Raw genomic sequence first — 25,491 nt, 5'->3', positions numbered from 1 at the left:
AGGCCTCAGCGAGCGCAGAAACGGGCCAGGAGGCTGGTGCGCTCAGTGGGCTTGGGCAATTCGGCTGGGTCAAAGGGGGCGGCGCTGTCGGCGGCCATGGCCTTCATCATCACCGGCCGAAACCCACCCTCCACCTGCACCTCCAACGGTGTGAGCCGGGCCAGGCCGATGGCGGCCGCCAACTCCCGCGCCTGGGTCAGGGCGTCCTGGTAGGCCGCCCGCAGCAACACGCCGCGGCTGGCGGCATCACCACGGGGATCGGCCTCGGCGGCCACCGGTGCCAAGCGCACCCCCGGCAGTGCCCCCACCCCACGGATCAGCGCCTGCAGGTTGTCGGGGGCCAAGCGACCGCTCACCTGCACGTTCGCCGTCACCTGGGCGGGCATGCGCGGCGCAGAAGGGCGATCCCAGGTGTTGGGGGAGGTGACCTCCAATTCCTGCACCCCCAGGCGCTGCAGGCCCTGGCGCACGGCCGCCAGGCGCTCCTGCAGCAAACCGAGGGCAGCATCGGCGTTGAGGCCCTCGGCCTCGATCCCCAGGGAAACGCGCAGGCGCTGGGTGGGGCGCTTGCCTTCGGCCGAGCCCCGCGCCTCCACCAAGGTGCCGTCGCAGCGCAGCTGCACCTGGCCCTCGGCGCGGGCCGCAGCCGGCGCCAGGGCGATCAGTGTTGGCAGCGCCAGCAGGCCCGTCAGCGAGCCAACCAGGAGAGGAGCGTTACGGGGGCGGGGCATCGGCAGGGGGCAACCGCTTCCCACGCTATGGCTGGCGGCCTACAGGGCTTCGAAACGCACGTTGAGGTTGAGCTTGCCGGGGCCCAGAGCAGTGGACTGCAGCACCAGGGCCGCCGTCTTGCCGGACGGGGTGCCATCCACGGTGGTGCCGGCCGGGGGATCGAGCACCAGGTTGAACCCCCACGGCCCGACCACGGTGTTGATGGTGCGTTCCTTGTAGCCCTGAACACTGAGCAAGGCCTTGGCCTTCACCAGGAGTGATTCTGGAGTGCCGCCCAGCTGGCCGTTGAGGCTGGTCTGACCCACGGCATTGGCCGCGAACAGCGTGGTGAGCCCGCCCGGCAACTTGAGGCCCTTGAGCAGGGTGCCGGCCGGGGTGGCGAAGGCGGCTGTGGCGCTGAGCAGAACAGCGAGGGCCGCCAGGCCGGAGACCCAGAGGCGTTTCGATGAGATCAGTTGGATGGCCATGGCTGTCTGCGGCATGGGGCACGGAGAGGTCCACCCTATGGAGCGTGGTTCCTTCCAACCAAGCCCCGACACGGATCCTCACCGCGCGCAGGCAAAAGATCAGAGGTGCTCCATCTGCGTGAGCTGATGGCTGGTGAGCGAAAGCTTCTGACCGACGTCGCGGATCAGGGCCAGCAACAGTTCGTTCATCGCCTCGGGGTCACTGCGGCGGAGCTGATCGAAATCAGCGCGGCTGAGCACCAGGCAGCTGCCGGCCTGGTCGCAGTGAATGCTGGCGCTGCGCCGCTGACCGGAGAGGAAGGCGATCTCCCCAAAGCACATCTCCGGCCCGAAGGTGGCCAGCCGTGATTCCAGCGCCCGGCCGTAGCCATCCGTGAGTTGGATCGTGGCGGTGAAGCGGCCCTCCCGCACCAGAAACAGTTCATCTCCGGGATCACCACGGCGAATCACCTGATCGCCGGCTGCAAAATCCCGTCGCCGCAGACAGGCCGCCACCCGCTGGCGGTAGTCGGGATCGAGGTGGGCGAGAAAGCCCAGGGACGCTTCGTCCTTGGCGCTGGAAGCCCCCTGGTCAGGGTCTCCGTTCCAGATGTCGAGGTAGAGGTTCTCAGCCCGCTCAATCGACTGGTCGAGATCAACGCAGAAGAGGGTCTCCGCCTCCAGGCCCAGGGCCAGGCGCACCCCCTCGAGATCGAGATGGGCGGAGCGCGACAACAGGATCGCCAGGCCCCGGTCACGCAACAGGGTCAACTGCTGGGCCAGCAGGCCCGCCGACTCCGCCGGAAGCTCGACCACATGGGCCAGATCAAGGACCAACACCTTCGCCTCAGCCAGGCTCGCCGCCAGTTCCGCCACCAATCGTTCCAGGGCGGCGAAATCGAGGATCCCCTGGACATGCACGATGCGGATGCGGTGGCCGGAGGCACGCAGGGCCTCCCGGTCGGCGGAGGAACGCCAACGGCGGGATTGACGCAGGGCGGCGGTGTAGGAGCGGCGGACGGTGGAGGAGCTCTGGGGGTACTGGTTGAACAGGCTCAGGCCGAGGCGCTCGGAGAGCTCCGAGCAGACGGCGATGCCGCGCACGCTGTTGCCGAGGCTGTCGAGGGGCGGGGAATAGACAGCGATGCCGAGGCGGCCGGGCACCACCGCCAGGATCCCGCCACCCACTCCGCTCTTGGCCGGCATGCCCACGTCGTGGAGCCACTGGCCGGCAAAGTCGTAGGTGCCGCAGCTGGCCATCAGCGCCAGCACCCGCTTGGTGATGTCCGAGCTGAGGGGCCTGGCACCGGTGAAGGGGTTGCGGCCCTGGCAGGCAAGGGTGGCCGCCATGATCGCCAGATCCCGGCAGGTGACCTGAATCGAGCACTGCCGGAAATAGAGATCCAGCGAGGGCTCCGGATCTGTTTCGATGATCTCGAAATTGCGCAGCAGATGGCCGATCGAGCGGTTGCGGTGGCCCGTTTCCCGCTCCGAGCGAAACACCGCCTCATCCACGCCCAGACGGCGGCCCGCCAGCTGGGCGAAGAAATCGAGAACGGTGGCTTCGCCGTGCTCAGGATCGTGGGAAGCGATCTGGGCGGTGGTGGCAATGGCCCCGGCGTTGATCATCGGGTTGCGCGGCCGCCCAGACGCCGGATCCAGGCTGATGGCGTTGAAGGCCTCGCCCGAAGGCTCCACCCCCACCTTGGCCACCATGTGCTCAGGCGTGAGCAGGCCCAGGGCCAGGCCATACACGAAGGGCTTGGAGATCGACTGAATCGTGAATGGCTTGCTGACATCGCCAGCCTGATAAAGCCGTCCATCGACGGTGGCGATGACGATGCCGAAATCGTTGGGATCGGCCTTGGCTAGCTCAGGAATGTAATCAGCCGGCGCACCATCATTCAACGATGAATAGCGTTGATGAAGTTCATCGATGAGGCCCTGAATCGCGTTGACCTGTGAAATGGCAACCATCGCCGAGAGGCACTCGCTCATCAATCACCCGGCGATCCCACTGCCTAACGGGGACCACCTCTGTAGCGATCGCTACCACCCATTGGGGATCCCGGCCGCCCCGCCTCATAGCGAGAGCGCCTCGATCAGCTGAGCGCGGGCCGTCTCCAAAGCGCCATCGAGGCCAGCCACCTCCTTGCCGCCGGCCGTGGCCAGATTGGGGCGGCCGCCGCCGCCGCCGCCCACCAGCCGGGCGATGGCGCCGATGAACGCGCCCGCCTTGGGGCCCGCCGCCACCACCGCCGGGCCGAAGGCCGCCACCAGGGAGAGCTTGTCGGTGATCGTCGCGTCGGGAACCCCCGCCAGCACCACCGCCGCCCCCTCGCCGAGGCGCTCCTGCAGCCGCTGGGCCGCGCTCTGCAGGCCGGCGGCTTCCACCCCATCGAGGCGGGCCACCAGCAGCTGGAAAGCCCCGATCGTCTCGGCGCCTGCCGCCAGCTCCGTGGAGCGGGCCAGGGCCAGCTCGGTGCGGGCCGCCGCCAGGGCCTTGCCGCTGGCCTTGAGCTCGTCGGCCAGCGCCGCCACGCGCTCGACGATCTCGCCCGGTTGCACCTTGAAGCGCTCCCCCAGCTGGCGCACCACCGCGTCGCGCTCGTTGAGGTAGGCGAGCACCGCCGGGCCTGCCACCGCCTCGATGCGGCGGATGCCGGCGGCCACACCGGTTTCGGCGATGATCTTGAACAGACCGATCTCGGCGGTATTGGCCACGTGGGTGCCGCCGCAGAGCTCCATCGACACCCCGGGCACGTCGACGACGCGCACCACATCGGCGTACTTCTCACCGAACATCGCCACGGCGCCGGCGGCCCTGGCCTGCTCGATTCCCATCTCCCGCACCTGGAGGTGGTGGGCATCGGCGATCCAGCCGTTGATCAGCGCCTCAATCCGCTCCAGCTCCGCGGCCGTGACCGCCCGGGGGCTGTGGAAGTCGAAGCGCAGGCGATCGAAATCCACCAGGGAGCCCGCCTGGGCGATGGAGGGATCCACCACCTGCTTGAGGGCCGCCTGCAACAGGTGCGTGGCGGTGTGGTTGGCCTGGGCGCGGCGGCGGCAGCCGCGGTCCACCCGGGCCATCACCAGATCACCAATCGCCAGCTGGCCGCGCTCGATCCGGCCGCTGTGCACGAACACGCTGCGATTACGGCTGACCCCATCGATGCGCACGAACAGATCGCTCGACTGGTCGCCATCGGCTCCCGCTTCGGTCTCCCCGGCGCTCAGCGTGCCCCGGTCCCCCACCTGGCCGCCCCCCTCGCCGTAAAAGGGGGTGGAATCGAGCACCAACTGCACCGCATCACCGGCAACGGCGCGTTCGGCCGGCGCGCCATTCACCACCAGGGCCAGCACGCAGCTGGGGTGCTCCAGGGCCTCGTAGCCCTTGAAGGCCGTGGCCTCCAGTTCGCCGGCCACCTGCTCGATCGCGCCCTGAAGCGTGAGATCGAGGCTCACCGCCGCCGCCTTGGCGCGCTGGCGCTGGGCCTCCATGGCGGCCTGGAACCCCGCCAGATCCACCCTGAGCCCATGCTCCTCGGCGATCTCCTCGGTGAGCTCCAGGGGGAAGCCGTAGGTGTCGTAGAGCTCGAAGGCCTGCTCGCCGCTGATCTGCTGCGGCTGGGCCGCCAGCACCTCGGCCAGCAGCTTCTCGCCCCGCTCCAGGGTTTCGAGGAAGCGGGCCTCCTCGCGGGCCAGTTCCGCCAGGATCGCCTCGCGGCGCTCGATCAGCTGCGGATAAGACGCCGCCATCACCGCGATCGCGGCCTCGCCCATCGAGGTAAGAAACGGCTTGTCGATGCCCAGGAGCCGTCCGTGGCGCACCACCCGCCGCAGCAGCCGCCGCAGGATGTAGCCGCGGCCGAGATTGGAGGCACTCACTCCATCGCCGATCAGTTGGGTGATGGCGCGGCTGTGGTCGCCGATCACCTTCAGGGAGGTTTTGGCTTTCTCCTCCAGGCGGTGGTAGTCGACACCCGCCAGGTCCGCCGCCCGCTCGATCAGGGGATAGATCAGGTCGGTTTCGTAGTTGTTGGGCACCTGCTGCAGGATCTGGGCCATGCGCTCAAGCCCCAGACCGGTGTCGATGCTGCGCTGGGCCAGGGGGGTGAGCTGTCCGTCCGCATCGCGGTTGGACTCCATGAACACCAGGTTGTAGAACTCGATGAAGCGGGAATCGTCTTCCAGGTCGAGGCCTTCATCACCGAGCTCGGGCTTGAAGTCGTAGTAGAGCTCCGAGCAGGGGCCGCAGGGGCCCGTGGGGCCCGAGGCCCAGAAGTTGTCGGCCTCATCCATGCGGATGATGCGCCTGGGGTTCACGCCCACGACGTCGCGCCAGATCGCCGCGGCCTCGTCGTCGTCGCGGAAGACGCTCACCACCAGATGGTTCGGCGAGAGGCCGAAGACCTCGGTGGACAGCTCCCAGGCCCAGCGGATCGCCTGCTCCTTGAAGTAGTCGCCGAAGGAGAAGTTGCCCAGCATCTCGAAGTAGGTGTGGTGCCGCGCCGTGCGGCCCACGTTCTCGATGTCGTTGGTGCGGATGCACTTCTGGGCGCTGGTGGCCCGGGGCGCCGGCCTCGGGGCCTGGCCCAGGAACACCGGCTTGAACGGCAGCATGCCGGCGATGGTGAGCAGCACGGTGGGGTCCTCCGGCACCAGGGAGGCACTGGCCAGCCGCCGGTGGCCCCGGCTCTCGAAGAAGCTCAGGAACGCCTCGCGGATCTCCGCGCCGAGGCGGGGCTGGGGCCGCTCAGGGGCAGGGCGATCGGGGGAGAGCGCAACAGCCATGGCCTCGAACGTGCAAACAACACCCTGGAACGGGCATGATCGCCCAGCACAGGTCCAGCGCCCCGCCACCGTCCCCTGGTTGAGCCCCCTTGCTTGAGCCCCCCGCTCCCCCTGAGGCCCGCGCGCGCCTGCGGCTGCGATCGCTTGGCTGGGCCCTGCTGGCGGGCCTGGTGGGGGCGGTGTGCGGCATCCACAGCCTGGCCTTGCCCCTGGAATGGAATGGCCCAGCGGCGGAGGTCCTGCCAGGGTTGATGATGGCGCTGCTGCGCGCCTGGCTGCCGTTGATCGGTGCCGCCCTGGTGCTGCACGCCGGCCAACGCTCCTTGAGCGTCCTGCGGCCATGACCCCCCGGCGCGGACGTATCCCGTACCCATGAGCCTGCTGCACGCCACCTGGCTCCGGTCCCACACCGCCGGCCGACCCGGCCTGTTGCTCTGGGCCGACACCTGGCGGGTGGCGGCGCCGGTCACGCCCGGCGCGAAGGTGCCGGTTCACCCCCTGAGCCTGGACCAGGACGAGCTCGGGGCCTGGCTGGAGGAGCACGAGCTCTGGTCGGAGGCCTTCCGCCCGACCGTGGCCACCCTCACCCTGCCCAGCCGCAGCCAGAGCGCCCGAGGCAAGAAGGCCAGCGAAGGGGCCGCCTGGAGCGGCCTGCCCCTGCAGGCGGGCGAACCGATCCCCAAAACCGTGGAGTGGTGGCCCTGGCAACTGGAAGGGCTGTGGCTGGAGCCGGCTGCGGCCGGGGCCTGGCTGGGCCAGCTCCCCCTCTCCGGCGATGAGCTCGGCCTGGCGGATGAACTGCGCTGGTGGAGCCACCTGCAGCGCTGGGTGTTGAGCCTGATCGCCCGCGGCCGCTGGCTGCCCCAGGTGGAGAGCAGCGGCGATGGGCGAGTGGCCCGCTGGCGCCCCCTGCTCAACCGCGAAGACGACCGCCGCCGCCTCGAAGACCTGGCGGCGCGCCTGCCCCAGGTGGCCATGGCGGCCTCGGGGGTGGCCACCCCGCTGGGGCTGCCGCCGGTGGCCGAGATGGCCTGCCGGCGGCCCGGCTCCAGCCGCCTGGTGGTGGTCAACCTGCTTAACGATCTGGTCGATGGCCAGCTGCGGGCGGGCTTCCGCCCCGACAGCACCGACCTCGATCCGCTGCTGGCAGCCTGGCAACAGGCCCTGGGGCCCGGCACGGGCAAGCTGAACCTGGGCGTCGAGGACGCCGAGCGGCTGGAGGTGGCCACCCACCACTGGCGCGAAGCGGTGGCGGGGCGGGTGGCCCCGGCCCGGGCCTGCCTGGAGCTCTCCACCCCGGAGGAGGGCCAGGATCTCTGGGACCTGCGCTTCAGCCTGCAGGCGGAGGCGGATCCCGCCCTGCGGGTGAGCGCGGCGGTGGTCTGGGCCACCACCGAGCGCCAGCTGATGCTCGGAGAGATCGAAGTGGAGCAGCCCGGCGAGGTGCTGCTGGAGGGGATGGGCCGCGCCCTGCAGGTGTTCGAGCCGATCGGCAGGGGGCTGGATTCCTCCGCCCCCGAGGGCATGCAGCTGACGCCGGCCGAGGCCTTCGTGCTGGTGCGAACCATCACCTCCAAACTCCGGGACGTGGGCGTGGGGGTGCTGCTGCCCCCCAGCCTCAGTGGCGGCCTGGCCAGCCGGCTGGGCTTGGCGATTCAGGCCGAACTCCCGGCCCGATCCAGAGGTTTCAGCCTCGGCGAGACCCTGGAGTGGAGCTGGGAGCTGATGATCGGCGGGGTCACCTTGACCCTCAAGGATCTGGAGCGGCTGGCGGGCAAGCGCAGCCCGCTGGTGCAGCACAAGGGGGCCTGGATTGAGCTGCGCCCTGGCGATCTGCGCAACGCCGAAAAGTTCTGCGCCCTCGATCCCGCCCTCAGCCTCGATGACGCCCTGCGGCTCACGGGCAACGAGGGGGAAACCCTGCAGCGGTTGCCGGTGCACCGGTTCACGGCGGGGCCCAGGCTGCAGGCGGTGCTGGAGCAATACCACCAGCAGAAGGCCCCCGACCCCCTGCCGGCCCCCGAGGGTTTCTCCGGCCAGCTGCGGCCCTACCAGGAACGGGGCCTGGGCTGGCTGGCCTTCCTGCACCGCTTCGACCAGGGGGCCTGCCTGGCGGACGACATGGGCCTGGGCAAGACGATCCAGCTGCTGGCCTTCCTGCAACACCTCAAGGCGGAGAACGAACTCAAGCGCCCGGTGCTGCTGGTGGCCCCCACCTCGGTGCTCACCAACTGGAAGCGGGAAGCGGCCGGGTTCACCCCCGAGCTGCGGGTGCTGGAGCACTACGGGCCCCGCCGGGCCGCCAACTCTGCCGCCCTGAAAAAGGCACTCGACGGCGTCGATCTCATGCTCACCAGCTACGGGCTGCTGCAGCGGGACATCGACCTGCTCGGCGGCGCCGACTGGCAGGGGGTGGTGATCGACGAGGCCCAGGCGATCAAGAACCCCAGCGCCAAGCAGAGCCAGGCCGCCCGGGAGCTGGCCCGCTCCGCCAAGCACAGCCGCTTCCGCATTGCCCTCACCGGCACCCCGGTGGAGAACCGGGTGAGCGAGCTGTGGGCGCTGATGGATTTCCTCAACCCCAAGGTGCTGGGGGAGGAGGGATTCTTCCGCCAGCGCTACCGGTTGCCGATCGAGCGCTACGGCGACATGAGCTCGCTGAAAGACCTCAAGGCCCGGGTGGGTCCGTTCATCCTGCGGCGCCTCAAGACCGACAAATCGATCATCAACGACCTGCCCGAGAAGGTGGAGCTCAACGAGTGGGTGGGCCTGAGCCCTGAGCAGGTGAAGCTCTACCGCAAGACCGTCGATGAGACCCTTGACGCGATCGCCCGCGCCCCCCTGGGCCAGAAGCACGGCCAGGTGCTGGCCCTGCTCACCAAGCTCAAGCAGATCTGCAACCACCCGGCGCTGGCGCTCAAGGAAGCAACCGTCGGCGAAGGGTTCGCCGCCCGCTCCGCCAAGTTGCAGCGGCTCGATGAGATCGTCGAGGAGGTGATCGAAGCCGGTGATCGGGCGCTGCTGTTCACCCAGTTCGCCGAATGGGGGCTGCTGTTGCAGACCCATCTCCAGAAGCGCTTCCACCAGGAGGTGCCCTTCCTCTACGGCAACACCAGCAAGGCCGAACGCCAGGCGATGGTGGATCGCTTCCAGGAGGATCCGCGCGGCCCCCAGCTTTTCCTGCTCTCGCTCAAGGCGGGTGGTGTGGGCCTCAACCTCACCCGGGCCAGCCATGTGTTCCACATCGACCGCTGGTGGAACCCGGCGGTGGAGAACCAGGCCACCGACCGGGCCTACCGCATCGGCCAGATCAACCGGGTGCTGGTGCACAAGTTCATCACCAGCGGCTCAGTGGAAGAAAAGATCGACCGCATGATCCGCGAGAAGGCCAAGCTCGCCGAAGACATCATCGGCAGCGGCGAGGAGTGGCTGGGGGGCCTCGACCCTGGCCAGCTCAGGGATCTGGTGGCCCTGGAGGAGTCGTAGGCGCCGCCACCAGTGCCTGCTCGATGCGGCGGTCGGGGACGATCCAGATGAGGGCCACCAGTACATAGATCGTCTGGGACAGCCAGGGAAAGAGGAAGGCCATGGCCGCGCCGAAGGCATAGAGCAGCAGCGAAGCCCGGCCCTTGGTGTCACGGCCGACGGCACGACGCAGCAACGAATTCGAGCCTTCGGCAGCGATGATCGTCTGCTGCAGGACCCAGTAGGCGAAACCGGCCAGCAGCAGGTTGAGGCCATAGACGGCCGTCGGTACTGGGGCGTAATGGTTCTCGCCGATCCAGCGGGTGACGAAGGGAAACAATGACAGCCAGAACAGCAGGTGCAGGTTCGCCCAGAGCACCCCGCCGCTGACGCGACTGCAGGCGTGGAGCATGTGGTGGTGATTGCTCCAATAGATGCCGATGTAGATGAAGCTGAGCAGATAGCTCAGAAACACTGGCGTCAGAGTGAGGAGGCCTTGGAAACCTTCGCCGGCCGGGCTTTTGAGCTCCAGCACCATGATCGTGATGATGATGGCAAGCACGCCATCGCTGAAGGCCTCGAGTCGTCCGGTGCCCATAGGTGGTGCGCTCCGCTGCGGCGGTCTTGGGGCAGAAATCTAGGGGCGCTGGCCAACACCACCAGGCGGATTCAAAGCTCCAGTTTCAGCTTCAGACCGCCACTGACGCTGAACCCTTCCCGCTCGTAGAAGGCCAGGGTGCGCTCGAACGCCGGCAGCGGCGGGGTGGTCACCTCCAGACGGCTCCAGCCCCGGGAGCGGCCATGGGCGACGGCCGCCGCCAGCAACCCCAGGCCCACACCAGCGCCGCGGTGGCCCGGTGCCACATAGAACTCAGGGATGAGGCCGAACGCGCCCTCCGTGTAAAGAGCGAACCCCTCCAGCAGCGCCAGAAAACCAATCAGGTCACCTGGAGCCGTCTCTGCCAGTAGCACCCGGTAGCGATCCGCCGCCAGGGCCTCCCGCAGGCGCCGCTCGATGGCAGCGGGATCGACCCGAAACGCGGGCTCGTCAATCTCCGCCATGATCTCCATCAGCAACGCTCCCACCAGGGCCGTCACCCCAGGGGCATCTGCAGCGGTGGCGAAGCGCACCACCGGCTCCGGCCTCCGGCCGATCACGGCTCCATCAGGCCCTGCAGAGCAACCGAAAGATCCTGGGTGAGGGACGCCACAGCCCCCTGGCGCCCGGCCCGGTAGGCGTCCCGGCGCGCGCTCACATCGATCGGTTCACCCACGCTGATCTGGGCCCGGCGCAGCCCCAGCCGAGGCACCTTCAGCATGGCTCCATCTCCTGTGAGCCGGTGCACCAACGAGAAGAGAATCTGCAGGGTTTCGCCGAAGCGGTCGGCGCAGGGTTTCTCGCGCACATGGGTGCCGCTGACGGCCACGAACGACTCCACCAGCCGCATGTGCCAGAGGGCGCGCTCGGCATCGGTGGCGAGGCGGTCCGCCAGCCCCAGCTCCACGGCTGAAAGAGCCTGGCGGTCGCGGGTTTCGGGGCGGTAGATGCAGTCCCAGCCCGCCTGCTCGATGCGTCGGCAGCGGTCGTTGAGGCTGCCCTTCGCGATCAGACCGAGCTGGGTCTCGCTCACCGCCAGTGCCGCCTCCAGCAAGTGCCGCAGCCGCTCGCCCCGGTTCTCGGGCGTGATCGGCCCCTCGCCCTCCAGGAGAGCCCGGTGGGCCTGCCGGTAGAAGCGCTCCAGGCGCTGCAACAGCCAATCGGCCACGGCCGCCAGCCGCGGGTAAAGGGCAGCCAGCTGGGCCTCCTCAGCGCCGGCCACGCCAGGGGCTGAAGCAGCGGCTGGACCCGGGGGCGGAACGGGCAGTCCGCAGGCCCGCTCCAGGCCTGAGAGCACCCGATCCGCGGCGGGGCCGATCGGCTCGACGTAGTGGTAACGAATGCCAAGCGGCACCAGCTCCACCGCCTCGGTGCGCCCGGCCTGGGCCAGGTCTTCGACCGCCCAGAAGGCGATCTGGGCCACACCCGGCTCCAGGGGGCTGAGCACGTCGCTGAGGCCATTGGTGGCCCCCTCCGGCGCCGCCGCCAGCGGATACTCCCCGTCGAGCATCAACTGCCGAGCGGCCCGCAGGCCCTTGAGATCGAGCTTGCCCCGCTGGATCGAGCTACCCCCCAGACGGGTGAACAACCAGGCCACGGTGGAGCCGGCCCACAGGGGAATGCCGCGGTCGTAGAGGAAATGGGAATGGACGAACGTCCGCAGGGGCTGGCCCTGGGCCCGCGCTGAACGGGGCAGCAGATCCCAGAGCAGGGCGGAGTAGCAGAAGGGATCGCTGGTCTGGGGATGGCGAAAAGCGACCAACAGTCGCGCCTCACCCCGCTGAAAGCGCCCGATCGCCGCCACCAGGCGCTCCAGGTGATCGGCCTCCACCCCCACCAGGCCCGCCTGCAGGCGCAGCAGCAACGGCAGCACTGGCCGCATCAGCTGCGGCAGCCAGGGCAACAGCCGCTGGGGCAGGAAGTCGAGGGGGGCCTGGGCCAGCATCTAGATCAGGAGTCCAGGGAGTCGAGGAGCCGGCTCAGCTCCCGGCCCCACTCTCCAGTAGCGAAGGCCCGGCTAGGGCGATCGCCCACCGGGCCTGCATACTTGGCCCAGCACGGCCATGGCCAGCACGACCCGACCCAAGCGGCCCGAACCATGACGGTCACCCCCGCCAGCCTCACCACCACCCTGGGCGACGAAGGCCTCGGGCAGCAGCCCTGGTGGGTGGAGCAGTGGATGGAGCTGATCAACTCCTACCGCTACAAGAAACGGCTGGAGCGCGCCTGGACCTACGCCCGTTCCGGCAACGTGCTCTCGATCCGCTTCGAGGGGCGCCGCGTGCACGCCAGGGTGCAGGGCACCGAAGAGGAGCCCTACAAGGTGAAGCTCTGGCTCGACACCCTCAGCGACGAAGACTGGGGCTACGTGCTCGAAGCCCTGGGGCAGAAGGCCCGCTGGTCGGCGCAGCTGCTGGCGGGAATCATGCCCGCCGACATCGAGCGCGCCTTCGCCGCCAGCGGCCGCCGGCTGTTTCCGTTCAAGTTGCAGGAGGTGCGCAGCGAATGCACCTGTCCCGACAAGGCCAACCCCTGCAAGCACACCAGCGCCGTCTACTACCTGATGGGGGACCGCTTCAGCGAAGACCCCTTCGTGCTGTTCCAGTTGCGGGGCCGCAGCCGCAACCAGCTGCTCGCGAACCTGGCGGAGCAACGCCGCCAGCTGCTGAGCGCCAAGGCCACCGCCCCGGCCGCCCCCCATCCGCCCCACCCGGCTATCACCGATCCCGGGCGCTGGTGGCGCTACGACGCCCCCCTCGATCCCGATCTGGTGGTGGTCACCCCGGCCCTGGAGGGCGACACCGGGCTCGACGAGGCGGGCGATCTGCCCCTGGCCGCCGAACCCCGCTTCCCCGAGGCCAACCAGCTGTTCCTCGAGCGGCTGCGGCAGCAGGGAACCCTGCTGGGCCAGCAGGCGATGGCACAGGCCATGGGGGGTGGCTGAGGCCCCCTGGCTGACGCCGGAGTGCCTGGGACTCACCGCCCTGCTGCTCGACTCCCACTTGCGCGCCTTCGGGCGACCGCTGCTGGCGGGCGACGGACCCGGCCGCTCCCGGCGGCTGGCGGCCCAGGAACTGTTCGCCGGCGCGGAGGTGGTGCTGGCCCACGGCGGCGGCCGCGATCCCCAGCTGATCTACGCCAATGGGGCGGCCCTGCGCCTGTGGCGTCGCCCCTGGGCCGCGATGGTGGGGCTGCCCTCGCGGCTGACGGCGGAGCCCCAGGAGCGCAGCGCCCGCCAACGGCTCCTGGAGAGCGCCCTCCAGCTGGAGGCGATCCGCGGCTACACCGGGGTGCGCATCAACAGCCACGGGCGCCGCTTCGTGATCGACAACGCCCGCCTCTGGACCCTGCGCGACGAGGAGGGCCGGGGCTGCGGCCAGGCGGCCGCCTTCAGCCGCTGGTGGTGGATCTGAGGCGGATCGGACGGTTCTTTCGACCGGCCTGGGGTGGGGCCCGAACTGATGCGTGAGCGCCGTACCGGACGGGCCGGTTCTCCCCCTCGGAGGCCCCAAACACTCGGGGCACAGTGACATCACGGGTGAAGCGTTCTCACCCCCATCAATCATCAAACCGAGGACACATCATGCTGACCCTGCGCCAATCCCCCTTCGATCTCTTTGAGCGTCTCGAGCAACAGGTGGTCCAGGCCGAGCGCGTGCCTGCCGCCGAAGTGCACGAAGGCGAAGCGGCCTACACGATCGTGCTGGAACTGCCCGGCGTGGACAAGGCCTCCATCGACGTCAAAGCCACCGACCGCTCCCTGGTGATCAGCGCCGAGCGCAAATCCGAAGCACCCCAGAGCGCTGAAGGCGCCCCGGCGGGCCCGCTGCACAGCGAATTCCGCTACGGCACCTGGAGCCGCAGCTTCCGCTTCCCAGGCGGCCTGGATCGGGAACATCTGGAGGCCCGTTACCGGGATGGTCTGCTCACCGTCATCGCCCCCAAGGCCCAGACCAGCACCACGGTGTCGGTGAAGGTGGAGGACTGAAGCGCTTAGGCGCGCTGGGGTGATACCCGGTCACACGAGAGGACGATTGTTAGGCACCAGCCCCGGCTTCGGCCGGGGCTTTTTGCTGGCAACGATCACAAGGGCCCGTCGACTCAGTCCGCCGTGTCGTCGTGGGCGAAACGGCTGTAGAGGAAGTCCAGCGCCTGGTTGCGCAGGTCGTAGTAGATCGGATCCTCCATGATTTCCTCGCGGTTGCGGGGGCGCGGAAACTTGATGTCCATGATTTCGCCGATCTTGGCGGACGGGCCGTTGGTCATCATCACCAGCCGATCAGCGAGAAACAGGGCCTCGTCGATGTCGTGGGTGATCATCAGCACCGTGCACTTCTGGGTGTTCCAGATGGTGAGCAGCTCCTCCTGCAACTCCTCCTTGGTGATCGCATCGAGGGCCCCGAAGGGTTCATCGAGAATCAGCACTTCCGGCCGGATCGCCAGGGCCCGGGCGATCGCCACCCGCTGCTTCATGCCACCGGAGAGCTGCAGGATCTTCTTCTCGGCCGCCTCGGTGAGCCCCACCATCGCCAGGTGCTCCCGGGTGATCTCCTTCTTCTCACGCTCCGGCAGATCCGGCTTCACCGAATCAACCGCCAGATACACGTTTTCGTAGGCGGTGAACCAGGGCAGCAGGGCATAGCCCTGGAACACCACCATGCGGTCGGGACCAGGCTTGGTGATCCTGTTGCCGTGCAGCACCACCTGGCCCTCGGTGGGGGTGGAGAAGCCCGAGACCATGTTCAGCAGGGTGGACTTGCCGCAACCGGAGTGGCCGATCACGCACATGAACTCCCCCTGGTTCACGGCCATGTCGATGCCATCGAGCACCGTGTAAGGGCCAGTGGCGGTGGGATACACCTTGCTGACGTTCTCGAAACGCAGGAAAGCCTCGCTGGGGGGGCTGGTGGGGCCCGCCGGGGTGGACTGAAGCAATGTGGACATCAAGAATCTCGCTGATGGGAGGCGAAGCGGGAAACAAAGCGTGTGGGCCAGACGGCCCTTCTCAGCCGCGCCGGGGCGGGGCCAGGGGGATCTCGGCGATGCTGAAATCGCGCTTGATCGTCTGCGCGTTGAGATATCCGATCGGATCGTCGGCATTGAACGGCTGGCCGTCGAAGAGCTCGATGCCCTGGCGCTGGTAGCTGATCGCATCGAGACCGAGTTCGCGGGCCGCGGTGCTGAACACCCCCACCTGGCAGACGCGCTCAAGGATTTCCACCCAGTTGCGCGGCAGGGGAATCTCCCCCCAGCGGGCCATCTGGGTCATCATCCAGAGGTGCTCGGTGCGGCTGGGCCGGTTCAGGCCTTCCCCGAAGAAGAGGTGGTGCGGCACGGCTTCTTCGCTCTCCGGTCCGCCCCGGTCCACATCGGCGCTGGCCTCACTGAAGCGGATCATTTCCGGCTTGATGCCCAGGTAGCGGCGATCGCTGAGCAGTTCACTCAGTTCGCCCCAGTGGGCGGGATCGGCGCAGTAGCGGCAGGCCTCGAGCAGCGCCTTGGTAAGGGCGATGTGGGTGTTGGGGTAGGCGATCGCCCAGTCTTCACGCACGCCGAGCACCTTGCCGGGATGGCCGGGCCAGATCGCCAGGTCGCCCGCCACAGGAATCCCGTGGCCGTCGCGGATCGCCCGATCGAGCCAGGGGGCGCCCACGCAGTAGCCGTCGATGCTGCCGTCCTTGAGGTCGGCGAGCATCTGGGCCGGCGGCAGGGCCTGCAGGTGCACGTCCTTGTCGGGGTCGATGTCGTTGGCCGCCAGCCAGTAGCGCAGCAGCAGGTTGTGCATCGAGGCCTCGTGCACGATCCCCATCGTGTGGGGCTCGCGCTCGTGGCTCTTGAGATAGGCGCGGTAATCCTCCACCGTGCGCACCCCCTGCTCCGCCAGGCGGCGGCCCAGGGTGATGCCGTTGCCGTTGCGGCTGAGGGTGAGCGCCGTCACGATCGGCAAGGGCGTACCGCCGTGGCCACCGGCGGTCATCCAGGTGGGCATCCCCGCCGGCATCAGCGAGGCGTCGAGGGTGCCGTCCACCAGCCCGTCGACGATGCCGCGCCAGCTGGTTTCCCGGATCAGGCTCACCTCATCGAGGCCGTGCTTGGCGAACAGGCCATGGGCCTCGGCCACCGCCATCGGCGCACTGGCCGCCAGGGGCAGGAAGCCCAGATCCAGGTTCACCTTCTCCAGTCCGTGGCGGGCCACCGTCTGGTGGGGCCGGGCGCGCCACTGCTTCACCCGCTTCTGGCGGTTGAGGAAGTAGATGATCTCCGAGCGCAGGCTGTAGTAGCTGGGGTGATGCACCACCTCCAGGCGCTGCCGTGGCCGGGGGATGTCGACCTCGAGGATGCCGCCGATGTTCGAGCCCGGGCCGTTGGTGAGCATCACGATGCGGTCGGAGAGCAGCACCGCCTCGTCCACGTCGTGGGTGACCATCACCGCAGTGAGCTCGTGCTCGTTGCAGATCTGCATCAGCTTCTCCTGCAGATTGCCCCGGGTGAGGGCGTCGAGGGCGCCGAAGGGCTCATCGAGCAGCAGCAGTTTGGGGCGGATCGCCAGGGCCCGGGCGATCGCCACCCGCTGGCGCATGCCACCGGAGAGCTGCAGGGGCAACTTGGTGGCCGCCGGGCCCAGGCCCACCATGTCGATGTGCTCCTGGACCAGGGCATCACGCTCGGCGGTGGGCAACGTCCCCATCACCTCATCGACTGCCAGGGCGATGTTCTCCCGCACCGTGAGCCAGGGCAGCAGCGAGTAGTTCTGGAACACCACCATCTTGTCGGGACCGGGGCGCTTGACGGCTTCGCCGTCGAGTAGCACGGTGCCCTCAGTGGGCAGATCGAGGCCAGCGATCATGTTGAGCAAGGTGGACTTGCCACAGCCCGAGTGGCCGATCAGGGAAATGAATTCACCCTTGCGGATCTCCAGATCGATGCCTTGAAGGGCCAGATAGGTGCCGCCGCCACGGAGATCGAAGCTCTTCTCGATCGATTGGACATCTACCAGTGCGGTCATGGTTGGGGCTCCTGTGGGATGGTGAAACAACGGAAGCGGAAACAGGAAACCATCACTGACCTGGGGAGATGCGGGTCTGCAACCAGGCCATCAGGCGATCGAGAATCAGACCGATGGCGCCGATCCAGATCACGCCGAGCACGATCTCGCCCACGTAGTTCTGCTGGTAGGCATCCCAGATGAAGAAGCCGATGCCGAGGGTGCCGGGCATCACGATCTCGGCCGCGATGATCGCCAGCCAGGCCAGACCGATCGAGATGCGCAGACCCGTGAAGATGTAGGGGAGGGCCGAAGGGATCAGCACCTTGATGAAGAAGCGCCGGTTCGACATCTGCAGCACCAGGGCCACATTGCGGTAGTCCTGGGGGATCTGGCGCACGCCCTCGGCGGTGTTGATCAGGATCGGCCAGATCGCCGTGATGAAGATCACGAAGATGGCGGCGGGCTGGTTCTTCTGAAACAGCACCAGTGCGATCGGCACCCAGGCCAGGGGCGCCACCATGCGCAGGAACTGGAACAGGGGATCGAAGGCGCGGTTGATCGTGGGCTTCAGGCCGATCGTGATGCCCACAGCGATGCCCACCAGGGCGGCGAGGGTGTAGCCCTGGGCCACCCTGGTGAGGCTGGCCAGGGTTTGCCAGAACAGGCCTTTATCAAGGCCACCGCGGTCATAGAAGGGGTAGAGGATCAGGATGCGGGTGCGCTCTTCGGTGAACAGGCTGGTGGGGGCCGGCAGAGCGATCACCCCGCTCATCGAGAGCAGCTGCCAGAGCAGCAGGAAGCCGCCGGTGCCCAGCAGGGGCGGCAGCCACTGTCCTGAGCTGCGCGTGAGCCAGCTCAGGGGGCTGGAGTTGTTGCCTTTACGGGGCATTGGAATCGGAGCCATGACGTGTGTTAGTGGTGATGGAGCGTGTATCTATTGCCGAGGCGTTTCGATCTCGGCAGTTGGCCGTTATTTCCTGATCTTCAGGCCATCGAGATAGGCCTGGGGATTCTCCGGGTCGTAAACGACGCCATCGAAGAAGGTCTCCTTGCCTCGGCTGGAGCCGGTGGGGATCTGGGCGGCGGGCAGGCCCAGTTCCTTGGCCGCCAGGAGCCAGAGATCCTCGCGGGTCACCTTGTCGTTGATTGCCTTGGCCTGGTCAACCGTGTCGAGGATGCCGGGGTAGAACTTCCAGCGCAGGGCTTCGAGCAGGAACCAGAGGGTGAGGCTCTTGTAGGGGTAGGAGATCACACCCCGATCGCTCGCCCAATAGAGCGGTCCCATGGCCAGGTCGGTCTCGGGCTTGCCGGAGGCGCCCATCAGGTACTCACCCTTGAGCGACTGCTCCAGCACCGGGGCCGGGATGTTGTACCACTTGCGCGAGCTGAGGATCTTGGCGGCCTCGGCCTTGTTTTCAGGCTTGTCGAGCCACTGCTGGGCCTCGATCACCCCCTTGATCAGAGCCACGGCAGCTTTGGGGTGCTTGTCGACCCAATCGGAGCGCACCGCCAGGTATTCCTCGGGGTGCGCCTTCCAGATCTGGGCGGTGGTGGCCGCCAGATAGCCCACCTTGTCCTTGACGATGCGCGAGGGCCAGGGATCGCCAGTGGAGAAGGCCTGCATCGTGCCGTTCTTCATCCCCTGGAGGGTTTCGGTGGCGGGCACCGTCAACAGTTCCACCTGCTTGTCGGGATCGACGCCGCCAGCGGCGAGCCAGTAACGGATCCAGATCTCCTGGTTGGCCTTCGGGAATGTGTAGGAGGCCTTGAACTTGTTGCCCGTCTTCTGGGCGAACGAATCAAAGAAACCCGGCGACGTCTTCTTGAGATCAACGCTGAGGTTGCCATCCTTGACGGCGTTGGCGGCCGCGATGCCATTGCCCTGGCTCATCAGCATCGCCAGCACAACCATCGGCACCTTCTTGCCATCGGTGATCGCGCCTTCGCTGATCATCTGGGGCATCGGCATCTGCCACTGGCCGCCGTCGATGCCGCCACCGGCGGAACCGAGCACGACGTTGTCGCGGGCGGAGGGCCAGCTGGCCTGCTTGGTGAGGTTCACCTCCAGGCCATGTTTGGCGAAGAAGCCCTTCTCCACCGCCACCACCAACGGCGCGGCCTCAAGAATGGGGATGAAGCCCAGGCTGATGGTCTTGGTCTCGAGGTTGGAAGGCGCGACAGCGGTCGGCGGGGCGCCGCTTCCGGCGGAGCCACCACCGGGTTCGGGAGGATTACCGAGGCAACCCGTGAGCACAACGCTGCTGGCCATGGCAGCACCCATCAGCGCGAGAAATTGACGACGCTTAGACATGGAAAAAGTTCCTGCAAAAAAGGAAAACTTGGTACAAGTCAACGAAACCGGACTGGGAGAAACAGAAGTACCGGAAAACGCTCAAATTAAAGGGATCCAACTGGGTCCCAGGGATCAATCAACGGGCGTTCAAAAAAGCATCTGAAACGAAATTCGTCATTGGTCGGCGGACCCTAATGGCCGTCCCTGGCGATTGGGTGTGAATTTTGCGAAGGATTGTGAATAGAAGTGATAAGCAGAGGCGATCAATGGGCGCTCAGGCGGCTGCCGGGGCGGGGGGCCGGGGCCCCAGGGATCACGGTCGCCCGATCAGCGCTTGATCTTGAGGCTGTCGAGGTAGGCCTGGGGCTTGGCGGGGTCGTAAACGCTGCCGTCGAAGAACCACTCGGTGCCACGGCTGGAGCCCTTGGGGATGGCCTTGGCGGGCACACCCAGCTCTGTGGCTGCTTTCTTCCAGAGGTGCGGCCCGGAGACGATCTGGAGCCCTGGCTCAGGCGGGTGAGCTTCCCCAGCAGGCCGGGGATCCTTTCTGCTTCAAAGAACTCAGCACGCGCGAGCAACGGGTGGCGGCGATCGAACGCTGCAGCGAGGCCGCTTCCGATGGAGTGGCCGTGGTCGAAACGGACAACGGACATGCGCGCCCACCGCAACCCCACCCGCCTGGCCACGAGCCGGCCGATTGCGGCGCCTGCAACCTTTGAGGTCACAGCCCATCCCAGCCGCACGGCAGCGCAAGGAGCCCGAGTCCGATCAGTCCCATCAGCAAGACCCATGGATGGGTCAGCCAGGCAACAGGCGGCTGTTCCTAAGTTGCTTCCACGCGATGCAACCCTGAGCCCCCGACGCCATGACACAGCTCGCCGCCCCCACGACCGCTCCCGCCGCCCCCGGCCGCCTCTCGCTCCAGTGCGAAGCGATCGGACCCGACACCACCACGATCCGGTCGCTCGACTGGGACCGCAGCCGCTTCGACATCGAGTTCGGCCTGCGCAACGGCACCACCTACAACGCCTTCCTGATCCGCGGCGAGCGCACCGCCCTGGTGGACACCAGCCATGCCAAATTCCGTGACACCTGGCTACCATTACTGGCCGAGCAGATCGATCCGGCCACGATCGACTATCTGATTGTTTCGCACACCGAACCCGACCACTCGGGCCTGATCGGTGATCTGCTGGAGCTCAATCCCGAGATCGAAATCGTCGCCTCCAAGGTGGCGATCGCCTACCTGGCCGACCAGGTGCACCGGCCCTTCCGCAGCCGGGCGGTGAAGAGCGGCGAGGAGCTCGATCTGGGCACCAACCCCGGGAGCGGCGTGCAGCACCGCTTCGAATTTCTGAGCGCCCCGAACCTGCACTGGCCCGACACGATCTTCTCCTTCGACCACGGCACCGGCATCCTCTACACCTGCGACGCCTTCGGCCTGCACTACTGCGGCGATGACGTCTTCGACATCGATCCCGGCGCGATCGCCCCCGATTTCCGCTTCTACTACGACTGCCTGATGGGCCCCAACGCCCGCAGCGTGCTGCAGGCCCTCAAGCGCATGGACGCCCTGCCGGAGATCACCACGATCGCCACCGGCCACGGCCCCCTGCTCAGGGAGCACCTCAACCTCTGGGTGGGCGACTACCGCGACTGGAGCAGCCAGCGCAGCGCCAATGAGACCTACGCGGCCGTCTGCTACATCAGCCAGTACGGCTTCTGCGACCGGCTCAGCCAGGCGATCGCCCGGGGCATCGGCAAGACCGAGGCCGAGGTGCAACTGGTGGACCTGCGCGCCACCGATCCCCAGGAGCTGGCGGCGCTGGTGGGGGGTGCGGCAGCGGTGGTGGTGCCCACCTGGCCGATCAGCCCCGACGCCGACATCCAGCAGTCGATCGGCACCCTGCTGGCGGCCCTCAAGGCCAAGCAGTTCGTGGCCGTCTACGACGCCTACGGCGGCAACGATGAGCCGATCGACAGCATCGCCACCCAGCTGCGGGGCCTGGGGCTCAAGGAGGCCTTCAGCCCCCTGCGGGTGCGCCAGGTACCCGATGCCACCGACTACCAGCGCGGCGAGGAGGCCGGCACCGACCTGGGCCAGCTGCTCACCCGCGACAAAACCATCGCGGCGATGAAGAGCCTCGACGGCGACCTGGACAAGGCCCTGGGCCGGATCAGCGGCGGGCTCTACATCGTGACCGCCCAGCAGGAGGAGCGCAGCAGCGCCATGGTGGCCAGCTGGGTGAACCAGGCCAGCTTCGATCCGCCGGGGATCTCGATCGCCGTGGCCAAGGACCGGGCGATCGAGGCGTTGATGCAGGTGGGCGACCGCTTCGTGCTCAACATCCTGCGGGAGGACAACCACCAGGCCCTGCTGCGCCATTTCCTCAAGCGCTTCCCGCCGGGGGCCGACCGCTTCGCCGGTGTGGCCACCCTGGAGGGGGCCGCCGCCGGCGGGCCGGTGCTGAGCGAGGCCCTGGCCTTCCTGGGCTGCCGGGTGGTCCAGCGCATGGAGGGCCCCGACCACTGGATCATCTATGCCGAGGTGGAGGAGGGCACCGTGGCCGACAGTGAGGCCGCCACCGCCGTGCACCACCGCAAGGTGGGCAACCACTACTGATGGCGGACACCAGCTTCAAGGCCCCCGCCTCGCCGGCCGAGAGCAGCGACCGCCGCGTGATCGTCCTTCCTGTCGATGACGGGTTGCTCTGTCTGAGGGGGCTGAGCCCGAAGCGGCTGCGCTTCGAGGTGGAATACGGCCTGGAGCGCGGCACCAGCGCCAACAGTTTCCTGTTCAGCGCCGGCACCAACCCAGCCGGCCAACCGGTGCCGCCGGTGCTGGTCCATCCACCCGGTGAATCCTTCGCCGCGCCGTTCCTGGAACAGCTGGCCGAACTGGTGGGACCAGGCGAAGCCCTGAAGGTGGTGGTCGGCCACACCAACCCCAACCGGGTGGGACTGCTGCGCCAGCTGGCCCAGCGCTGGCCTGAGCTGATGCTGGTGGCCTCCAACGCCGGCGCCCGGCTCGTGGAAGAGCTCTGGGGGCAGCGCAAACCCAGCCCAGAGGGTGAAGCGCAGGAGCCCCTGCCTCCCCTGCCGCCGATCGATGTGGTCAAGCAGGAGGTGAGCCGTGACCTGGCCGCTGGCCACCGCCTCAGCTTGATCCCCGTGCCCACACCGCGTTGGCCCGGGGCCCTGGTGGCGTTCGAAGCCAAGACCGGTCTGCTGATGAGCGGCAAGTTCTTCGCCGCCCACCTCTGCACCGAGACCTTCGCCGAGGCCAACTCCAGCAGCAGCGAGGAAGACCGGCGCTACTTCTACGACTGCCTGATGGCGCCGATGGCGCGCCAGGTGGAGTCGGTGGTGGACCGGCTCGAGGCGCTGCCGATCCGCACCATCGCCCCCGGCCACGGGCCGGCGATCGAGCAGAGCTGGCGCAGCCTGCTGGCGGACTACCGCCGCTGGGGCGCCAGCCAGGAGAAGGCCAAGCTGGCGGTCGCCCTGCTCTATGCCAGCGCCTACGGCAACACGGCCACCATCGCCGACGCCCTCGCCCAGGGGGTGTCGCGCTCGGGGGTGCGGGTGGAGAGCATCAACTGCGAGTTCGCCCCCACCGAGCAGCTGCTGGCGGCGATCCGCGGCTGCGACGCGGTGCTGATCGGCTCCCCCACCCTCGGGGGCCATGCCCCCACCCCGATCGTTTCGGCCCTGGGCAGCCTGCTGGCGGAGGGCGACCGGGACAAGCCCGTGGGGGTGTTCGGCAGCTTCGGCTGGAGCGGCGAAGCGATCGATCTGCTCGAGAGCAAGCTGCGCGATGGCGGCTTCCGCTTCGCCTTCGAGCCGATCCGGGTCAAGTTCAGCCCCGACGGCCCCACCCTCAAGCGCCTGGAGGAGACGGGCACCGCCCTGGCCCGGGAGCTGCTCAAGGGCCAGCGCAAGCAGCAGCTGCGCAGCGGCGGCCTGGGGGAGAGCCTCAGCAACCCGGCGGTGCTGGCGCTCGGGCGCGTGGTCGGGCCCCTGTGCGTGCTCACCGCCGCCAAAGGCGAAGGTGCCGATCGGATCAGCGGCGCCATGGTGGCCAGCTGGGTGTCCCAGGCCAGCTTCTCGCCGCCGGGGCTGACCGTGGCGGTGGCCAAGGACCGGGCCGTGGAGGAGCTGATGCATGTGGGCGGCGTCTTCGCCCTCAACGTGCTGGCCGAAGGTCGCTCCAGCGGCCCGATGAAGCAGTTTCTGCAGCCCTTCCCCCCCGGCGCCGACCGCTTCGCGGGCCTGGAGCTGGAGGAAACCCCCGGCGGCCAGCCTGTGCTGCCGGAGGCCGTGGCCTGGCTGGAGGCGCGCATCACCCAGCGGATGGAGTGCGGCGACCACTGGCTGGTGTATGCCCAGGTCGACCATGGCGGCCTGCTCGATGCGGGCGCCACCCCGGCGGTGCACCAACGGCGCAGCGGCGCCTTTTACTGACCCTCCACGGCCTTATGCGGAGTCAGTCCGACTTCGTGTAAGCTTCCTGGCATCCACGATGGCTCCCCCATGGACCTCTCCAAGCCCAGCACCACAGCCAACCTCGAAGCCGCCTTCGGCGGTGAGAGCATGGCCAACCGCAAATACCTCTTCTTCGCGGATGTGGCCAAGCAGCTCGGCAACTCCGAGCTGGCCAAACTCTTCCGCGACACCGCCGCCCAGGAAACCGAGCACGCCTTCGCCCACTTCCGCCTGCTCCACCCCGAGCTCGTCGTGGCCGACCCCGCCACCCTGGGCGATGCCGAGAAGCAGGCCGTGCTCAGCCGTTGCCTGGAGTTGGCAATCGAAGGGGAAACCTATGAGTACACAACGATGTACCCGGAGTTCGCCGAGCAGGCCCGCAGCGACCGCGATGGCGGCGCCGAAGCCGAGTTCAACGAGCAGATCGCCGAATCCGCTGAGCACGCCGGCATCTTCCGCAAGGCCGCCAGCAACTTCGGCCTGCTCACCCCCATCGAGCACCACCACGCCGATCGCTACAGCGTCGCCCTTGAAGCGCTCATGGGCGCCGGCACGGCCGGGGAAACCGCCCCTGTGGCCGGCAAGTGGATCTGCAAGGTCTGCTCGGTGATCTACGACCCCGAACTCGGCGACCCCGATTCCGGCCTCGCCGCCGGCACCCCGTTTGAGGCCATCCCCGATGACTGGAGTTGCCCGCTCTGCGGCACCCGCAAGGCCAATTTCATCCCCTATCGGGAGCCTGAACTGGTGGCCGCCTGATCGCCGCAGTCGCTGCAGGGCACCGTCTCGTTGAAGCGGCTGAAGTCGAGCACCCGGCTGTCCTCGTCGTCCACGACGATGTCGGCAAACCGCGCATTCAGCCTCAGATCGCCGGGCCGGTAGGTCCAGCGGGCGTGGACGGGACTCTGCAGGGTCTCGTCCACCCCCTGGAAGGCCACCAGCAGCTCCCCATGGCGGGCGGCCAGGCTTTCGGCGGTGTGACCTTGGAGCGGACTTTGATCATCGATCGTGTGCATCAGCGTCCACATCAGTTGGAAATGGATCGACTGCTCCCGCAGCAGGGTCAGGGGCACCAGGCGCCGCAGCCTGAACCCCTCGCTGCTGAGCTCCTCCAGGGCCAGGTAGAGCCGCATGCGCCCATCGAGGATGCCGTTGCGGCGCACGTTGGCGATCCGGAAGGTGAGCGTGGGCACGCCATTCCAGGGCTCGATCGTGGCCACTTCGCTGAACAGGATGCGCGCCCGGCTGCGGGAAAAACGGGCGAAGGCCAGGCCCGTGGTCACGGCGATGAAGATCAGTCCCCCCAGGGCCTCAAGGGTCACCACCAGATTCACCCAGAGGCTGGCGGGATGGAGGACGCCGTAGCCGATCGAGCCCAGGGTCTGGACGCTGAAGAAGAAGGCCTCGGCGAACCCGGCCGGGCCTCCACCGGGAACCCCACCGATGCCGCCCGGGTCCAGCAGATAGAGCAGGGCGAAGGCGAGATTGAGGGCCAGATAACTGGCCGCGATCAGCCCCACGAAGCCCGGCCAGGGGATGGCCAGCATCAGGTGGTAGGGCTCACGCCAGTGGTGGCGCCAGTCATCGAGCTTCTCGGCCCGGAACACCCCGTCCTGCTTGCGCAGCCGCAGGGACCGCAACACGGGGACCCTGGGAGTGGAACGGCGCGGCTTAAGAAACCAGACCATCA

The 25,491-nt window shown here is 68.0% G+C and carries 21 protein-coding genes and 1 pseudogene; 9 read left to right on the top strand and 13 right to left on the bottom strand.

What is annotated here, in order from left to right:
* Positions 1–5 precede the first annotated feature (5 nt).
* The 4 genes from KBZ13_RS07705 to alaS all read right to left on the bottom strand — a co-directional run bounded on the left by KBZ13_RS07705 (position 6) and on the right by alaS (position 5,972).
* Complete coding sequence (locus KBZ13_RS07705; protein ID WP_255007959.1) at positions 6–731, bottom strand: SIMPL domain-containing protein; 726 nt, start codon at positions 729–731, stop codon at positions 6–8.
* 39 nt (positions 732–770) lie between these two features.
* Positions 771–1,199 carry a hypothetical protein gene (locus tag KBZ13_RS07700; protein ID WP_255007957.1) on the bottom strand — a complete coding sequence of 143 codons (429 nt, stop codon included), beginning with the start codon at positions 1,197–1,199 and terminating at the stop codon, positions 771–773.
* 99 nt (positions 1,200–1,298) lie between these two features.
* Positions 1,299–3,155: a glutaminase A gene (gene glsA / locus KBZ13_RS07695; protein WP_255007956.1), complete on the bottom strand. Its 1,857-nt coding sequence runs from the start codon at positions 3,153–3,155 to the stop codon at positions 1,299–1,301.
* 105 nt (positions 3,156–3,260) lie between these two features.
* Positions 3,261–5,972, bottom strand: coding sequence for an alanine--tRNA ligase (gene alaS, locus KBZ13_RS07690; RefSeq protein WP_255007954.1), 2,712 nt, complete (start codon positions 5,970–5,972; stop codon positions 3,261–3,263).
* Between the two features lie 89 nt (positions 5,973–6,061).
* Between alaS and KBZ13_RS07685 the strand changes: the two genes are divergently transcribed.
* Both KBZ13_RS07685 and KBZ13_RS07680 read left to right on the top strand, forming a co-directional pair.
* Positions 6,062–6,316, top strand: a complete 255-nt coding sequence (locus KBZ13_RS07685; RefSeq protein WP_255007952.1) for a hypothetical protein — start codon at positions 6,062–6,064, stop codon at positions 6,314–6,316.
* A gap of 28 nt (positions 6,317–6,344) precedes the next feature.
* Positions 6,345–9,458, top strand: a complete 3,114-nt coding sequence (locus KBZ13_RS07680) for a DEAD/DEAH box helicase (RefSeq protein WP_255007951.1) — start codon at positions 6,345–6,347, stop codon at positions 9,456–9,458.
* Here KBZ13_RS07680 and KBZ13_RS07675 read toward each other — a convergent pair.
* The 3 genes from KBZ13_RS07675 to KBZ13_RS07665 form a co-directional block, all read right to left on the bottom strand.
* On the bottom strand, positions 9,427–10,035 hold the full coding sequence (locus tag KBZ13_RS07675; protein WP_255007949.1) for a TMEM175 family protein: 609 nt from the start codon (positions 10,033–10,035) through the stop codon (positions 9,427–9,429). The two genes, KBZ13_RS07680 and KBZ13_RS07675, sit on opposite strands and share 32 nt — an antisense overlap.
* Positions 10,036–10,106: 71 nt before the next feature.
* Positions 10,107–10,595 carry a GNAT family N-acetyltransferase gene (locus tag KBZ13_RS07670; protein WP_255007948.1) on the bottom strand — a complete coding sequence of 163 codons (489 nt, stop codon included), beginning with the start codon at positions 10,593–10,595 and terminating at the stop codon, positions 10,107–10,109.
* On the bottom strand, positions 10,592–11,980 hold the full coding sequence (locus KBZ13_RS07665) for a 1-acyl-sn-glycerol-3-phosphate acyltransferase (protein ID WP_255007946.1): 1,389 nt from the start codon (positions 11,978–11,980) through the stop codon (positions 10,592–10,594). Before KBZ13_RS07665 ends, KBZ13_RS07670 begins: the two co-directional genes overlap by 4 nt.
* A gap of 153 nt (positions 11,981–12,133) precedes the next feature.
* Between KBZ13_RS07665 and KBZ13_RS07660 the strand changes: the two genes are divergently transcribed.
* The 3 genes from KBZ13_RS07660 to KBZ13_RS07650 all read left to right on the top strand — a co-directional run bounded on the left by KBZ13_RS07660 (position 12,134) and on the right by KBZ13_RS07650 (position 14,023).
* A complete protein-coding gene (locus KBZ13_RS07660) occupies positions 12,134–12,979 on the top strand; it encodes an SWIM zinc finger family protein (RefSeq protein ID WP_255007945.1) in 846 nt (281 codons plus the stop codon).
* Positions 12,972–13,448: an MEKHLA domain-containing protein gene (locus tag KBZ13_RS07655; protein WP_255007944.1), complete on the top strand. Its 477-nt coding sequence runs from the start codon at positions 12,972–12,974 to the stop codon at positions 13,446–13,448. Before KBZ13_RS07660 ends, KBZ13_RS07655 begins: the two co-directional genes overlap by 8 nt.
* A 170-nt stretch (positions 13,449–13,618) precedes the next feature.
* Complete coding sequence (locus KBZ13_RS07650; RefSeq protein WP_255007943.1) at positions 13,619–14,023, top strand: Hsp20/alpha crystallin family protein; 405 nt, start codon at positions 13,619–13,621, stop codon at positions 14,021–14,023.
* Positions 14,024–14,136: 113 nt separating this feature from the next.
* On the opposite strand, the gene KBZ13_RS07645 is transcribed toward KBZ13_RS07650, so the two are convergent.
* From KBZ13_RS07645 to KBZ13_RS07630, 4 genes are all read right to left on the bottom strand, one after another.
* Positions 14,137–14,979: a nitrate ABC transporter ATP-binding protein gene (locus KBZ13_RS07645; protein ID WP_255007942.1), complete on the bottom strand. Its 843-nt coding sequence runs from the start codon at positions 14,977–14,979 to the stop codon at positions 14,137–14,139.
* A 61-nt stretch (positions 14,980–15,040) separates the two neighbouring features.
* Positions 15,041–17,041, bottom strand: coding sequence for a nitrate ABC transporter ATP-binding protein (locus KBZ13_RS07640; RefSeq protein WP_255007941.1), 2,001 nt, complete (start codon positions 17,039–17,041; stop codon positions 15,041–15,043).
* Positions 17,042–17,093: 52 nt separating this feature from the next.
* Positions 17,094–17,912: a nitrate ABC transporter permease gene (gene ntrB / locus KBZ13_RS07635; RefSeq protein ID WP_255008205.1), complete on the bottom strand. Its 819-nt coding sequence runs from the start codon at positions 17,910–17,912 to the stop codon at positions 17,094–17,096.
* Positions 17,913–17,993: 81 nt separating this feature from the next.
* Complete coding sequence (locus KBZ13_RS07630) at positions 17,994–19,334, bottom strand: CmpA/NrtA family ABC transporter substrate-binding protein (RefSeq protein WP_255007940.1); 1,341 nt, start codon at positions 19,332–19,334, stop codon at positions 17,994–17,996.
* Between KBZ13_RS07630 and KBZ13_RS07625 the strand changes: the two genes are divergently transcribed.
* The gene (locus KBZ13_RS07625; protein ID WP_255007939.1) at positions 19,333–19,479 is read left to right on the top strand and encodes a hypothetical protein; all 147 of its coding nucleotides are present in this window, start codon (positions 19,333–19,335) and stop codon (positions 19,477–19,479) included. The genes KBZ13_RS07630 and KBZ13_RS07625 overlap by 2 nt on opposite strands.
* 164 nt (positions 19,480–19,643) lie before the next feature.
* Here KBZ13_RS07625 and KBZ13_RS07620 read toward each other — a convergent pair.
* Positions 19,644–19,808: pseudogene (locus KBZ13_RS07620) on the bottom strand (bicarbonate-binding protein); the annotation flags it as partial.
* A gap of 373 nt (positions 19,809–20,181) precedes the next feature.
* Here KBZ13_RS07620 and KBZ13_RS07615 point away from each other — a divergent pair.
* The 3 genes from KBZ13_RS07615 (at position 20,182) to KBZ13_RS15730 (ending at position 24,560) form a co-directional block, all read left to right on the top strand.
* A complete protein-coding gene (locus tag KBZ13_RS07615) occupies positions 20,182–21,939 on the top strand; it encodes a diflavin flavoprotein (RefSeq protein WP_255007938.1) in 1,758 nt (585 codons plus the stop codon).
* Positions 21,939–23,780 (top strand): diflavin flavoprotein, encoded by a 1,842-nt coding sequence (locus tag KBZ13_RS07610; RefSeq protein ID WP_255007936.1) that lies wholly within the window; start codon positions 21,939–21,941, stop codon positions 23,778–23,780. Before KBZ13_RS07615 ends, KBZ13_RS07610 begins: the two co-directional genes overlap by 1 nt.
* A 69-nt stretch (positions 23,781–23,849) precedes the next feature.
* On the top strand, positions 23,850–24,560 hold the full coding sequence (locus KBZ13_RS15730) for a rubrerythrin family protein (protein ID WP_315859612.1): 711 nt from the start codon (positions 23,850–23,852) through the stop codon (positions 24,558–24,560).
* On the opposite strand, the gene KBZ13_RS07595 is transcribed toward KBZ13_RS15730, so the two are convergent.
* Positions 24,530–25,489, bottom strand: a complete 960-nt coding sequence (locus KBZ13_RS07595) for an ion channel (RefSeq protein WP_255007930.1) — start codon at positions 25,487–25,489, stop codon at positions 24,530–24,532. The genes KBZ13_RS15730 and KBZ13_RS07595 overlap by 31 nt on opposite strands.
* Positions 25,490–25,491: the final 2 nt, after the last annotated feature.

The organism is Cyanobium sp. ATX 6F1, from assembly GCF_024346315.1.
In the GTDB taxonomy this organism is placed as follows: domain Bacteria; phylum Cyanobacteriota; class Cyanobacteriia; order PCC-6307; family Cyanobiaceae; genus ATX-6F1.
This window is presented reverse-complemented; position numbering and strand designations above follow the sequence as displayed.